Origin of the sequence: Lysinibacillus sp. NPDC097214 (assembly GCF_050277945.1) — a bacterium.
Classification (GTDB): Bacteria; Bacillota; Bacilli; order Bacillales_A; family Planococcaceae; genus Lysinibacillus; species Lysinibacillus xylanilyticus_B.
In genome coordinates, this window is the sequence record NZ_JBNNSS010000006.1 from 234,232 (window position 1) to 247,861 (window position 13,630).

Here is a 13,630-nt window from a genome sequence, read left to right on the forward strand (position 1 = left end):
GGCGTTATTACAGGATGTGATGCTTTTAGCCTTCGTTCCTGTGACGTTGATCCCTAAGGAGTCGCCCAGTCGGAACAAAGATCAACTATTTAAACACGCATTAACAAAAGTCATCCCACATCTTTGGTGAAGAGCCCCTGTGTATAAAAATTTATGTAAGGAGATTAAAAATAAGCATCTAACTTGTCCTTTGCATAATAAAAAAAGAACGAATCATTCTTGACTCGCTCTTTCTTTCCACTTGTTTTTCGTTGCTTCTCCTCCACGAATATGACGTACGGCCTTATGGTAGGCGAGTATTTCCTTCACTTGCTCAGCTAATCCTTCATGAATTGTTGGCAGTCGCTCTGTTAAATCTTTATGCACCGTACTTTTTGAATAACCTGTCATTTTCGCGAGGACACGCACAGTCTCACGCGTCTCAATCAATAATTCACCGAGGCGTATACAGCGCTTCCGAATGTGCTCGTGCACGTTCTTCGTCCTTTCCACACAAATTCACAAATGGCTTTGGCATCAGATGCACGTCTGCGCATTTCTTCAAATTATGTAAGGACAAAGCTATTCAGAACACATTTTACATTTTCACGATAAAATACTGATTTTTTATGCATTTTTAAGTATTCTTTTCTCCCATTGAAAGTGATCATTTTCATTGTTTGGGAGAAAAGAAAGTGCCTATTATCAATTATGTCTCAGCATAATTGATAATAGGCACGATGTTGGGCTTGAGTTCCTCTATTTCAGCAACCGCTGAAATAAGTTAAAAGCCTAGTAATTTTTTCGGATTAATATATTTTCCGTTTTCAAGTACTTCAAAATGAACGTGAACGCCAGCTGCTTGGTTCCACTCATTGTCAGTCGCTTTTCCTAATACCTGACCTTGTGTTACCTCATCGCCTTCCTTGACAGCAATATCTTTTACAGAGCTATAATGTGTTTCCTTACCATTTGCATGCTCGATAACAATTTTATTGCCTGTAAATGCATCAAGTTTTACTTGTTTTACTTTCCCACTTAAAGCAGCAAGTACTTCGAATTCTTCACCATTCATAGAAAGAGAAATGCCGGAAGATGTCGTAAATGTTTGATTAAATACCATTAGTGCTTTTTCACGTGACTCTGCATTAGCCTCTACATCATAAAACTCTTGTGAAACTTGAATTTTATTAAGATTTGCTTCCTTGAATGGGTATTTCATATTTTCTGTTCGTGCATTGGTTTCAACTACAGGACCTGAATCTACTTCTGCTACTTCTGGTAATGGAGCCTCTTCTACTTTTGATACGAGACTATTGTAACCAAGTAACAAACCTGCTAGCATTAGAGCACCACCAGCGTAAACAGCTGGCCAAAACCATGGTTTCTTCTGTAATTGAACTTTTCCATCTTGATTTTGAGAAGTTTTACTATTTTTATCCTCTCTCATTTTCATCACCTCTAGTTGCAGTGTGAACAACTAGAAGTTATTTTAAACATGCATCTATCTTTTTTATCTCAATATCTTGATAATAGTAGTGTAAAATTTCGGCAGCAGTTTTCCCATCACTTGCCATAGCCTCTGCTCCATATTGACTCATTCCTACTCCATGCCCGTATCCTTTCGTGCTCACCTGCACTTTTCCAGCAGTCGAGTTATATGCGATTTTAAAGTCTGTTGATGGTATTTCCAAAAGTGTTCGAACTTCTCGTCCTGACCATACATTCTTTCCTAACTGCATGCGCTCAACACGTCCTGAATCATTTAAAAAGAACTGTACACGGTTGAAATCATTTGCCTGCCATTTAACAGGCCACAGCGCATTCCATTCAGCCAATGTCCATTCTTTCATCGCTGCAAACTTTGGTGATGATAGATCCGAATTACTCGCAACGCTTTGTAAATATGGTACATCATTGCCACTATAACCGTAGGCACTTTCTGTTTTTCCATTACTAGTAGAGTAAAACATTGCCGTTATTAATTCATTATTATATAGAAGAACTTGTCCTTTCGTTTCGTTAATAGCCTCGACAATTTTCTTTTCATTCCCCGGGAAATTGCTAGTCCAATTCTCTTTTCTTTGCTCCTTATTGTAAAAAACTTGTCTAGCAACAGTAGGAGCGATTGCTATTTTACCGTAATTTGTCGATTTCAACGCGTAAGTCCTTGCAGCAATAGCCTGTGCCTTTAAAGCTTCTTTTTTAAATGAAACAGGCATTTCTGCAGCTATCACACCAGTCACATACGTTTCTAAAGGGATTTTCTCCGGTTGTCCCTCCACTTCTATGAATATTTCACAAGCTTGCTCTGTCGTTGCAGGCGAATCTTCAACCGTACGTCTCTCACCAAATGCCACAGGAAGCATATATAATGCTCCAATCAAACAAATTATGCCTATACTCATTATCCATTTTTTCATAAGGAATAATATGCTGAAATTTTTCAAAATATGTGACCACTGGTGAAGGGAATTTCAATCTAGCATGGTAAACACGATTGAGGGCTACACATGTAAAACATACTGAAAGAAGCGTATTTCCGTCATATAAGAGGATGTTAGTTCCTATTTAGCGTTTATTAATTATGCCTCGGCATAATTGCGTCCGGAATCGGCTTTGTGCTTAGGCCTGTATGAGGGCCGACACGATGTCGGTCATTTCGGTAATGCCACAGGACGTGGCGTTTTTACCGAAGCAGGTCAGTTAGCCGTTATCACCTGGATGCGATGATTTTAGGCTAACATCCCCTAAGCACTCCTTTCCGATTCCGTGACATCCGCCGGAGGCTTTGGGCCAACGTGATGTTGGTCACTCAGTCGTTGCCACAGGACGTGGCGTTCTTAGACTGAGTTCCTCTATTTCAGCCGGTGTTTGGACACCCGCTGAAAGAAGTTAAACTATAAAGAAAAAAACCCTTTGCTCCTAAGCAAAGGGTTTGGAAATCTATTTAGTTTGTTGGTAATTCGACAGTTGATTTCTCTTTAACGATAACATCTTCAACTGGTACACGTTCAATTTGTGCGCCAAGTGAAGCCAACTTGCCATGGAAATCGACATAACCACGATCTAAGTGATACAGTTTTGTAACTCTAGTTATACCTTCAGATACAAGTCCTGCTAAAATTAGTGCAGCCGCAGCTCGTAAATCAGTCGCCATTACTTCAGCACCCTGAAGGTTTATTGGCCCTTCGATAAACACAGAACGTCCTTCTATTTTAGCACCGGCATTCATACGACGGAACTCCTCAACATGCATAAAACGATTTTCAAAAACCGTTTCCGTAATAATACTCGTACCTTCAGCAGTTAACATCAAGGCCATCATTTGAGATTGCATATCTGTCGGGAAGCCTGGATGTGGCATAGTTTTAATATCAACAGCTTTTAATGGTTTAGGAGCGCGTACGCGGATTCCTTCATCTAGCTCAGTGATTTCTACACCCATTTCACGCATCTTTGCAATTAATGCTGTCATATGTTCAGGAACCGCATTTTCTATCGTTACATCACCTTTTGTAATTGCTGCTGCAACCATAAATGTTCCAGCTTCAATACGGTCAGGAATAATATGATGCTCTGTTCCATATAATGTATCGACTCCTTCGATACGAATCGTATTCGTACCTGCACCGATGACACGACCACCCATATTATTAATGAAGTTTGCAAGATCTACAATTTCAGGCTCTTTCGCTGCATTTTCAATGACAGTTGTTCCTTGCGCTAACGCTGCAGCTGTCATAATATTTTCTGTTGCCCCAACACTAGGGAAGTCCAAATACACATTTGCGCCTTTTAAACGTCCATCTGCCTTCGCCTCTACAAATCCATGACCAAAAGAAATTTTTGCGCCCATAGCCTCAAAGCCCTTTAAATGTAACTCAATTGGACGGGAACCGATTGCACAGCCCCCCGGTAAAGCAACACGAGCATAGCCATTTCGAGCAAGTAATGAACCCATTACTAAAATCGATGCACGCATTTTACTAACATATTCAAATTGAGCTTCACTAGAAAGTTCTTTTGTTGTATCTATATATACTGTATTATCCTCAGGTATATATGTAACAGCCGCATTTAGACTTTTTAGTACTTCATTTATAGTAAAGACGTCTGCTAAGTTAGGGACTTCCTTAATTACATTTTCTCCTTTAGAAGCAAGTAAAGCTGCTGCTAGGATTGGTAACACCGCATTTTTTGCGCCCTCTACGCGTACTTTCCCCTGTAGCTGTTGGCCGCCAGTCACTATTATTTTTTCCACCCTATGTCCCTCCGAATTCAATCTATTAACCTATCAAAATTTTATTTTAAAAAGAAGTATAATGTCATAATCAGTAAACAAACAACTCTATAGTACAACTTTTCTTACGCTCGTTCAAGCATCCAAATCACTATTTTACGGCATTTTTTAATATTTTGCTATTTATTTATTGTACGCATGATTTTTTTTTTTGTGAATGACCAATAACACGGGAAATAAGCGTTAATTTTTTATATATACCCAAAGATATGTGAACAAAAAACAAAATCTCACAAATTTCTTTTACATATTTCAAAGGACCACATAAATGATGTTATAAAGTCCTGTGAAATATGTAGATTCAACATCTAACATAGATAGTAATAAGGGTCTCTTAAAATAAATACGGGAGCTTCCCAGACCAATTTGAAATTTGAAGAAAGAAATTTGAAACGGATGATCCTATTGCAATGCTTAATAAAATATAAATTAATTGGACTTGAAATACTTTATTCTTCTTAAAGAGCTTTTCTAACATAAACGCTTGTAGCGCATAAAAGGTAACAGCGATAAAAAATATATGCGATAAAATACCTATTAAAGCTTCCTGCCCTATTGCCTCATATAATTCCATGTTTGTTCCTCCATATTCATTCCTCTAGCTAATCTTTAAATGGTACATATAGCATAATGATAAAAAACGGACAGATGTTGAATCTGCCCGTTAAAATTTGAATTAGATATTACCCTCATGAACGTTGATACGATTCAACGCACGTTTTAATGCTAGGTCAGCACGTTTGAAATCAATGTTATCTTGTTTACCTTGAAGACGACCTTCAGCACGTTTAACGGCTTCTTTAGCACGTTTAACATCGATGCTTTCAGCAATTTCAGCAGATGGCGCTAAAATTGAGATTTTTTCAGGGCGAACTTCAATAAAACCACCGCTTAAAGCAATAAGTTCAGTAGAACCGTCTTCTTTTTTAAGCTTCACTGCACCAATTGCAAGTGGAGCAACCATAGGAATATGGCCTGCAAGAACACCGATTTCACCTGAAGTTGTTTTAGCGATTACCATTGATACTTCAGAATCGTATACTGGGCCGTCGGGAGTGACAATATTGACTAGAACTGTCTTCATATTTTTTCCTCCTCGTCCCTAGTATTAAACCTCTACGCCCATGCTTTTCGCTTTTTCAACTACTTCATCAATAGAACCAACTAGACGGAAAGCATCTTCTGGTAGGTGATCCCATTTGCCATCAAGGATTTCCTTGAATGAGCGAACAGTTTCTTTAACAGGTACATAAGAACCTTTTTGACCAGTAAATTGCTCCGCAACGTGGAAGTTTTGAGATAAGAAGAATTGAATACGACGAGCACGTTCTACTGTTTGTTTATCTTCATCAGATAATTCATCCATACCTAAGATAGCAATGATATCTTGTAATTCACGGTAACGTTGGATTGTACGTTGTACGCCAGTAGCGATTGCGTAGTGCTCAGCGCCTACGATTTCTGGTGATAAAGCACGAGAAGTCGAAGCTAATGGGTCAACCGCAGGGTAGATACCCATTTCTGATAATTTACGCTCAAGGTTAGTAGTTGCATCTAAGTGGGCGAAAGTTGTAGCCGGAGCCGGGTCAGTATAGTCATCGGCTGGTACATAGATCGCTTGAATAGAAGTTACAGAACCTTTGTTAGTAGATGTGATACGTTCTTGTAATTTACCCATTTCAGTTGCAAGTGTTGGTTGGTAACCTACCGCAGAAGGCATACGACCTAATAGGGCAGAAACCTCAGAACCTGCTTGTGTGAAACGGAAGATATTGTCGATGAATAAAAGTACGTCAGCACCTTGCTCATCACGGAAGTATTCTGCCATTGTAAGACCAGTTAAAGCTACACGCATACGTGCACCTGGTGGCTCGTTCATTTGACCGAATACCATCGCTGTTTGCTTGATAACGCCTGAATCGCTCATCTCGAAGAATAAGTCGTTCCCTTCACGAGTACGCTCACCTACACCAGCGAATACAGAAATACCTGAGTGCTCTTGTGCGATGTTATTGATTAATTCTTGGATTAATACTGTTTTACCTACACCGGCACCACCGAATAGACCGATTTTACCACCTTTGATATATGGTGCTAATAAGTCTACTACTTTGATACCTGTTTCAAGAATTTCAACTGTAGTTGAAAGTTCATCGAAAGATGGTGCTTCGCGGTGAATTGAATCACGACGAACGTCAGCTGGAATCTCTTCACCTAAGTCGATTACTTCTCCTAGTACGTTGAATACACGACCTAGAGTAACTTCACCAACTGGTACTGAGATAGCTTTTCCTGAGTCTGTTACTTCTGCTCCACGTTGTAAGCCATCAGTAGATGACATTGCAATTGTACGAACAGAATCATCACCTAAATGAAGAGCAACTTCTAAAGCAAGAATTGTTGGTTCTTCATTAGGACGTTCAATCTTAACTGTTAATGAGTTATAGATTGCTGGTAATTGGCCGTTGTTAAACTTTACGTCAACAACTGGACCCATTACTTGAATAACATGTCCTTTATTCATTACTGTGTACCCTCCTATCGTATTCTTATACGACATTGGGAAGCTGGGCCTATTCTAAGGCTGCAGCTCCACCAACGATTTCTGTAATTTCTTGTGTAATTGCTGCTTGACGTGCACGGTTATATTGCAATGAAAGGTCTGAAATAAGATCAGATGCATTATCAGTTGCATTTTTCATAGCAGTCATACGAGAAGCATGTTCACTTGCTTTCCCATCTAATAATGCGCCATAAACTAAGCTTTCCGCGTATTGTGGAAGTAATACTTCTAGAATTGCTTCACCAGATGGTTCAAATTCGTAAGAAGCATTACTGCTAGCAGGTGCAAGATCCGTTAATGGAAGAAGTTTTTTCTCTGTCACTTCGTTAGCAATTGCGCTGACAAAGTGATTGTAGTACATATAAAGTTCATCATACGTACCATCAGTGAACATACCAACAGCTTTACGAGCGATTTCTTTAATATCAGCAAATGATGGTTGGTCCGGAAGACCGACAACATCGCTGATGACATTATGATCACGTTTCACAAAGTAGTCACGAACAACACGACCTACCGCTAAAATAACGTATTCGTCTTTTGATTTATGACGCTCGTCAATTGTACGTTGTACTTGACGTAGGATACTTGAGTTGTAAGCACCTGCAAGACCACGGTCAGAACCAATGACTAAGTAAGCTGTTTTCTTAACAGGACGAGCAGTTAACATTGGATGTCCACTGTCTTTTGTTCCTGAAGCGATCGCGCCTACTACGTCCTGGATTTTTTCCATGTAAGGAACGTACGCTTTAGCGTTTTGCTCTGCACGACGTAACTTTGAAGAAGAAACCATCTGCATCGCTTTCGTAATTTGTTTCGTACTCTTTGTAGAATTAATACGACCTTTAATTTCGCGTAAGTTTACCACTGGTATTTCACCACCTTTTGTTTTTTAATCAAGTGACTAGCTCGAACTTATTCTGATTTAGCGAAAGTTTTTTTGAAAGCATTTAGTGCTTCTACATAATCCGCATCAGGAGCAAGCTCTTTTGTAGTACGAACGTGATCTAAAACGTTTGTGTGGTTTGTATCTAACCAGCTTAAGAATTCACCTTCAAAGCGAACGATATCTTGTACTGGAATATCATCTAAGTGACCTTTAGTTAATGCATAAAGGATAGCAACTTGTTTTTCAACTTTAAGTGGTTTGTTTAGGTCTTGTTTAAGAACTTCAACCGTACGTTTACCACGCTCAAGTTTAGCAAGTGTGATTTTATCTAAATCAGAACCGAATTGAGCAAATGATTCAAGTTCACGGAATGCAGCTAAGTCAAGACGTAGTGTACCCGCAACTTTTTTCATCGCTTTAATTTGAGCAGATCCACCTACACGTGATACAGAAAGACCGGCGTTAATCGCTGGACGTACACCTGAGTTGAATAAGTCAGATTGTAAGAAAATTTGTCCATCAGTAATTGAGATTACGTTAGTTGGGATGTATGCAGAGATATCCCCAGCTTGTGTCTCAACGAATGGAAGAGCTGTAATAGAACCATTTTGATATGTTTCATTTAACTTCGCAGCACGTTCAAGTAAGCGGCTGTGTAAGTAGAAAACATCACCAGGGTATGCTTCACGACCTGGAGGACGGCGTAGAAGAAGTGAAAGTTCACGGTAAGCTGATGCTTGTTTAGAAAGATCATCATACACGATTAATACGTGCTTACCTTGTAACATGAATTCTTCTGCCATAGAAACACCAGCAAATGGTGCTAAGTAAAGTAATGGAGCTGGTTGAGACGCAGCAGCAGTTACAACGATTGTATAATCTAATGCACCGTGCTTACGTAACGTTTCAACTACACCACGTACAGTTGATTCTTTTTGACCGATAGCAACATAGATACAAATCATATTTTCGCCATCTTGGTTTAAGATTGTATCGATTGCTACAGATGTTTTACCTACTTGACGGTCACCAATGATTAACTCACGTTGACCACGACCGATTGGTACTAAAGCGTCAATCGCTTTGATACCAGTTTGTAGTGGTTCGTGTACTGATTTACGAGCCATTACACCGAAAGCTGGGCTTTCGATTGGACGAGATTTTGTTGTGTTGATTGGACCTTGTCCATCCACTGGTTGACCAAGTGGGTTTACAACACGGCCAATTAGTTCTTCACCAACTGGTACTTCCATGATACGACCTGTACGACGAACTTCATCGCCTTCTTTGATGTCTGCGTATGGACCTAAGATTACGATACCAACGTTACCTTCTTCTAGGTTTTGAGCCATACCCATAACACCGTTAGAGAACTCTAAAAGCTCTCCAGCCATGGCGTTGTCGAGGCCATGAGCAAGTGCGATACCGTCACCAATACGGATAACTGTACCAACTTCGCTTACTTTAAGTTCAGATTCATAATTCTCAATCTGTTGTTTAATCAGACTGCTGATTTCTTCAGCCTTGATGCCCATGTATGTCACCTCTCACATTTCTAAATTATTAACCGATTAATTCACGTTTTAGGCGCTCAAGCTTGTTCGCTACTGAGCTATCATAAATATGATTACCGATTTGAACACGAATACCACCAAGAAGTGATGGATCAATTTCGTTTGTAATGTTTAATGTTTGTTTCCCTACAAGTTTCGCAAATGTTGTAGAAATATTAGCGCTTTCTTCAGCAGAAAGTGCACGAGTAGAGAATACTGTTGCATCTGCAGAACCTTGTGCCTGTGCAGCAAGCTCAGCATATGCGTTCGCAATAAGCTTCACTTCGTTTACACGTTTTTTCTCAACAAGTAGTTGAACTGTGTGTAAAACCTCTGGAGTTGCACTTGCAAAGATTTCAGCTACCATTTGTTTCTTACGTTCGATAGAGAACTTAGGAGCATTTAAAAGTGTTAAAAAATCAGGAGATTCTTTGACTACTTTTGTTAGCTCATTTAAGTCTGCTCCAACTTCAGCAAGAAGGTTTTTTTGTTGCGCTAATTCAAAAAGCGCTTGTGCGTAACGTTTTGCTACAGTTGAATTACTCATCGAGCTTCCCCTGCCTTCGCAATCGTCTCTTCAATTAGAGCACGGTTGTCTGCCTCAGAAATCTCTTTGCTAAGGACTTTAGATGCTGCAAGTACAGATAATGAAACGACTTCATCACGTACAGCTGCAATAGCTTTTTCTTTTTCAGACTCAATTTCACGTAAAGCCGATTCTTTTAAGCGGTTTGCTTCATTGCGAGCTGCAGTAAGAATTTCTTCTTTTTGCACTTCGCCTTGCTTCTTAGCGCCTTCAACAATCGATTGTGCTTCCGTACGAGCTTCTTTAAGAAGGCTCTTTTGTTCTTCTAAATATTGGTGCGAATCTTTGCGAGCTTTTTCAGCTGCTTCGATTTCACTAGCTACTAATTCTTCACGTTGTTGCATGATGCCCATAAGTGGACCCCAAGCGAACTTTTTAAGTAACAACATTAACACTAAGAAAATGATTAATGTTGCTGCGATGTCACCACCGTTGAAACCGGCACTAGCGCTGCCTAGTACAAGATTATCTAAAAACACGATTGTTTCACTCCCTTCAAGAGCTTTGACTTCAACATAATAATTTAGTTACTTGAAAAACTACCTATTTTAAAAAGCTATATTTACACATAGCTTTTATCCGTTACAAAATGAAGGGCGAAGTTTCATCTGGAGATTTCTGCTTCGCCACTAGAATTCAGTGTACAACTGAATTATTTGTTCATTACGATGAATGCGATTACTACTGCGATGATTGGTAGGGCTTCAACTAATGCTACCCCGATGAACATTGTAGTTTGAAGAACGCCACGAGCTTCTGGTTGACGAGCGATACCTTCTACTGTTTTTGAAACGATAAGACCGTTACCGATACCTGCGCCAAGTGCACCTAGACCGATTGCGATTGCTGCTGCTAATAAACCCATTTGAATATTTCCTCCTTGGAATTGTTTGTTTTTTTTGTTTAAGCATAAGATATATGCTTTATATTAATGGTCATCGCTCACTTTATGAGCCATGTAAACCATTGTTAACATTGTGAAGATAAAGGCTTGGATAAAGCCGATGAAAATAGAGAAACCTTGCCATGCCATCATTGGAACAATTGCTCCGATGAATCCAACAGCACCTGATGATGCTAGACCTGCGATTAAGCCAAGTAAAATCTCACCTGCATAAATGTTACCGTAAAGACGAAGACCTAATGTTAACGTGTTCGCAAACTCTTCAACGATTTTTAGCGGGAACATGAATGACATTGGTTTGAAGAATGTACCAACATAATGGCCTGTCCCCTTCATTTTAATACCATAGAAATGTGTTAAGGCTAAAATCATTGCTGCAAGAGTCATTGTAACAGTTGGGTCAGCTGTAGGAGATTTCCACCAAAGTTCGCCGTTATAGATGATAGAGAACGGAAGACCTAATAAGTTAGATACCGCGATAAACATAATTAGCGTGATACCTAAAATATGGAATCGTCCACCAGTTTTCCAGTCCATATTGCTTTTGATGATGTTCTTTACGAAATCCATTATCCATTCCATAAAGTTTTGCATACCTGTAGGTTTTAACTTTAGGCTTCTAGTTGAGATAAATGCGATTAAGAAAACGACTAGAGCCGCAACTAGTAACATCATTACAGTTGAAAGGTTGAACGTTAGAGTGAACAAACCGAAATCAACTACTTTTAATGGAGCTTCATGATTCATTGTTATTTTTCACCTCTCTTTCTAATTTAAAGCACATTAGCGGTTCCTTACATGTGACACAATTCTCTCGACAAAGAGAAAAACGTACGGAATCATTAGCCCTATGACCGTGCTAATTAAGTGAAAATAGTTTGGCAACGAAATGGCTAGAGCGACTGCCGCTACACCTGATCCAAAGCGAAACATTGTACCAAGCGAGCCTATTTTCTTCCCTTCACTAATGGATCGATCAAACTTCTCCATACGGCGAACTAAAATCCAAAAATTATACGTACCAAAGAATGCACCGATTGCGATGCCCGCAAAAAACGTCTGATAGGGCGTAAATCCCCAGCCTAATGCACAGAGTGCGAGCAAAAAAAATAACGCTCTCTTCTGCATAGCAAAAATGTGATGCAAATCTAGCATTGGTTTATAATCTCCTGAATCATTTTTTCGAGTAAAGAAACATTTGCTGACCACTATGTGAAATCAGAAAAGAGCAGTGAAAAACACTACTCACAGCGGAATAGTAACGGGAGAGCGTCATTTTGAAATTACAGGTGTAAATCCCAAAAATATCTTACACCCCGAAACGCACAAAACGTTGCAAATCGACAGATTTTGGTTTGAACTGTCAATTTAGTAGAAACTTGATGTAACAAGTGTTTCAACCACTATTTACGAATAGAAACCCTTATCATTCTTACCCTTTGTAAGCATACAATAGGAGATATTTGAAGTCAATTAGTAAAGGAGAAAAACTTCACAGCCACTATACTCTTGTCAAATTGTTGACAAATTTGTGTATGGAAAATCATAGTTTCAAAATCCCGATTCACGTTTATGCAAAAAAAAGCTAATTTACGACACATATATGCTCGTAAATTAGCCCGCTCATCGCGATTAGTACATTAGACTCATTTTTCGTTTCAAAAAAGGGATATCACTTGCTTTTTTGTAAAAATCCTAGAAGAGCCTTCACAATATGCTCTGAAGCATGTCCATCACCATAAGGGTTTGACGCTTTCGCCATTGCTTCATAAGCATCTTTATCTTCTATTAACTGCTTAGCTAGAGAGTAGATTGTTTCCTCTTCCGTTCCTGCTAGCTTTAGAGTCCCTGCTGCAATACCTTCTGGGCGCTCTGTTGTATCTCTAAGTACTAAAACTGGTTTACCTAATGAAGGTGCTTCTTCTTGGACGCCACCAGAATCCGTTAAAATCATATAAGAATTAGCTGCAAAGTTATGGAAATCGAAAACCTCAAGAGGTTCAATTAAATGAACACGCTTATGATCTCCTAAAATTTCATTCGCTATTTCACGTACAGCTGGGTTCATATGAACTGGGTAAACAACTTGTACATCCTCATGCTCTGCTAAAATTCTAGTAATCGCTCTGAACATATGACGCATAGGTTCACCTAGATTTTCTCGACGATGTGCTGTTAATAAAATCATACGATCTGTGCCTATTTTGTCTAAGACAGGATGTGTGTAATGTTCACTTACTGTTGTAGCTAATGCGTCGATAGCTGTGTTACCAGTGACAAAAATAGTGTCAGGGTTTTTATTTTCATCTAAAAGGTTTTTCTTTGACACTTCTGTCGGTGCGAAATGAAGGTCAGCCATAACACCTGTTAACTGGCGATTCATTTCCTCTGGGTATGGTGAATACTTATTCCAAGTTCGAAGACCTGCTTCCACATGTCCGATAGCAATTTGGTTATAAAATGCAGCCAGACTTGCAATGAACGTTGTTGCTGTATCGCCATGTACTAAAACAATATCTGGTTTTGCTTCTTTCATGACTTTGTCTAAGCCTTGTAATGCATTCGTCGTCACGTCAATTAATGTTTGACGATCCTTCATAATATTCAAATCGTAGTCAGGTGTAATTTTAAATGTTTCTAAAACTTGATCGAGCATTTGGCGATGTTGGGCTGTTACCGTCACAATCGATTCTATTTGCTCAGGATGCTTTTGTAATTCCAATACTAGTGGGGCCATTTTAATAGCCTCTGGTCTCGTACCGAAAATCGTCATTACTTTCCATTTTTTCGTCAAAACGATTTGCACCGTCCTTTGTTATATTTGTATGAAAAGTGCTTTACTTCCATTGATCT

15 protein-coding genes are annotated in these 13,630 nt (G+C 39.3%); all 15 read right to left on the minus strand.

Annotated features, from left to right (window positions below; all coding sequences use genetic code 11):
- Nucleotides 1-213: 213 nt before the first annotated feature.
- Nucleotides 214-474 carry a sporulation transcriptional regulator SpoIIID gene (locus ACQKMI_RS15715; protein ID WP_010858004.1) on the minus strand — a complete coding sequence of 87 codons (261 nt, stop codon included), beginning with the start codon at nucleotides 472-474 and terminating at the stop codon, nucleotides 214-216.
- 289 nt (nucleotides 475-763) lie between these two features.
- Nucleotides 764-1,429 (minus strand): M23 family metallopeptidase, encoded by a 666-nt coding sequence (locus ACQKMI_RS15720; protein WP_323648671.1) that lies wholly within the window; start codon nucleotides 1,427-1,429, stop codon nucleotides 764-766.
- Between the two features lie 37 nt (nucleotides 1,430-1,466).
- Nucleotides 1,467-2,402: a stage II sporulation protein D gene (gene spoIID, locus ACQKMI_RS15725; protein WP_427490426.1), complete on the minus strand. Its 936-nt coding sequence runs from the start codon at nucleotides 2,400-2,402 to the stop codon at nucleotides 1,467-1,469.
- A gap of 527 nt (nucleotides 2,403-2,929) precedes the next feature.
- Nucleotides 2,930-4,243 (minus strand): UDP-N-acetylglucosamine 1-carboxyvinyltransferase, encoded by a 1,314-nt coding sequence (gene murA / locus ACQKMI_RS15730; RefSeq protein ID WP_427490428.1) that lies wholly within the window; start codon nucleotides 4,241-4,243, stop codon nucleotides 2,930-2,932.
- Nucleotides 4,244-4,616: 373 nt separating this feature from the next.
- Nucleotides 4,617-4,856 carry a DUF1146 family protein gene (locus ACQKMI_RS15735; protein ID WP_427490430.1) on the minus strand — a complete coding sequence of 80 codons (240 nt, stop codon included), beginning with the start codon at nucleotides 4,854-4,856 and terminating at the stop codon, nucleotides 4,617-4,619.
- A 102-nt stretch (nucleotides 4,857-4,958) separates the two neighbouring features.
- Complete coding sequence (locus ACQKMI_RS15740) at nucleotides 4,959-5,366, minus strand: F0F1 ATP synthase subunit epsilon (protein ID WP_323648674.1); 408 nt, start codon at nucleotides 5,364-5,366, stop codon at nucleotides 4,959-4,961.
- Between the two features lie 24 nt (nucleotides 5,367-5,390).
- The gene (atpD, locus tag ACQKMI_RS15745; RefSeq protein ID WP_079559414.1) at nucleotides 5,391-6,806 is read right to left on the minus strand and encodes a F0F1 ATP synthase subunit beta; all 1,416 of its coding nucleotides are present in this window, start codon (nucleotides 6,804-6,806) and stop codon (nucleotides 5,391-5,393) included.
- Between the two features lie 49 nt (nucleotides 6,807-6,855).
- The gene (gene atpG / locus ACQKMI_RS15750) at nucleotides 6,856-7,713 is read right to left on the minus strand and encodes an ATP synthase F1 subunit gamma (RefSeq protein WP_142509182.1); all 858 of its coding nucleotides are present in this window, start codon (nucleotides 7,711-7,713) and stop codon (nucleotides 6,856-6,858) included.
- 47 nt (nucleotides 7,714-7,760) lie between these two features.
- Entirely contained in the window at nucleotides 7,761-9,269 is a 1,509-nt protein-coding gene (atpA, locus tag ACQKMI_RS15755) for a F0F1 ATP synthase subunit alpha (RefSeq protein ID WP_142509183.1), read from the minus strand.
- 28 nt (nucleotides 9,270-9,297) lie between these two features.
- The gene (locus tag ACQKMI_RS15760) at nucleotides 9,298-9,834 is read right to left on the minus strand and encodes a F0F1 ATP synthase subunit delta (RefSeq protein ID WP_323648677.1); all 537 of its coding nucleotides are present in this window, start codon (nucleotides 9,832-9,834) and stop codon (nucleotides 9,298-9,300) included.
- Nucleotides 9,831-10,352, minus strand: coding sequence for a F0F1 ATP synthase subunit B (gene atpF, locus ACQKMI_RS15765; RefSeq protein ID WP_427415356.1), 522 nt, complete (start codon nucleotides 10,350-10,352; stop codon nucleotides 9,831-9,833). Before atpF ends, ACQKMI_RS15760 begins: the two co-directional genes overlap by 4 nt.
- Before the next feature lie 173 nt (nucleotides 10,353-10,525).
- The gene (gene atpE, locus ACQKMI_RS15770; protein WP_049668022.1) at nucleotides 10,526-10,738 is read right to left on the minus strand and encodes a F0F1 ATP synthase subunit C; all 213 of its coding nucleotides are present in this window, start codon (nucleotides 10,736-10,738) and stop codon (nucleotides 10,526-10,528) included.
- 63 nt (nucleotides 10,739-10,801) lie between these two features.
- A complete protein-coding gene (gene atpB / locus ACQKMI_RS15775) occupies nucleotides 10,802-11,524 on the minus strand; it encodes a F0F1 ATP synthase subunit A (protein WP_427490433.1) in 723 nt (240 codons plus the stop codon).
- 36 nt (nucleotides 11,525-11,560) lie between these two features.
- Nucleotides 11,561-11,932: an ATP synthase subunit I gene (locus tag ACQKMI_RS15780; RefSeq protein ID WP_323648682.1), complete on the minus strand. Its 372-nt coding sequence runs from the start codon at nucleotides 11,930-11,932 to the stop codon at nucleotides 11,561-11,563.
- A 517-nt stretch (nucleotides 11,933-12,449) separates the two neighbouring features.
- Entirely contained in the window at nucleotides 12,450-13,571 is a 1,122-nt protein-coding gene (wecB, locus tag ACQKMI_RS15785; RefSeq protein WP_323648683.1) for a non-hydrolyzing UDP-N-acetylglucosamine 2-epimerase, read from the minus strand.
- Nucleotides 13,572-13,630 lie beyond the last annotated feature (59 nt).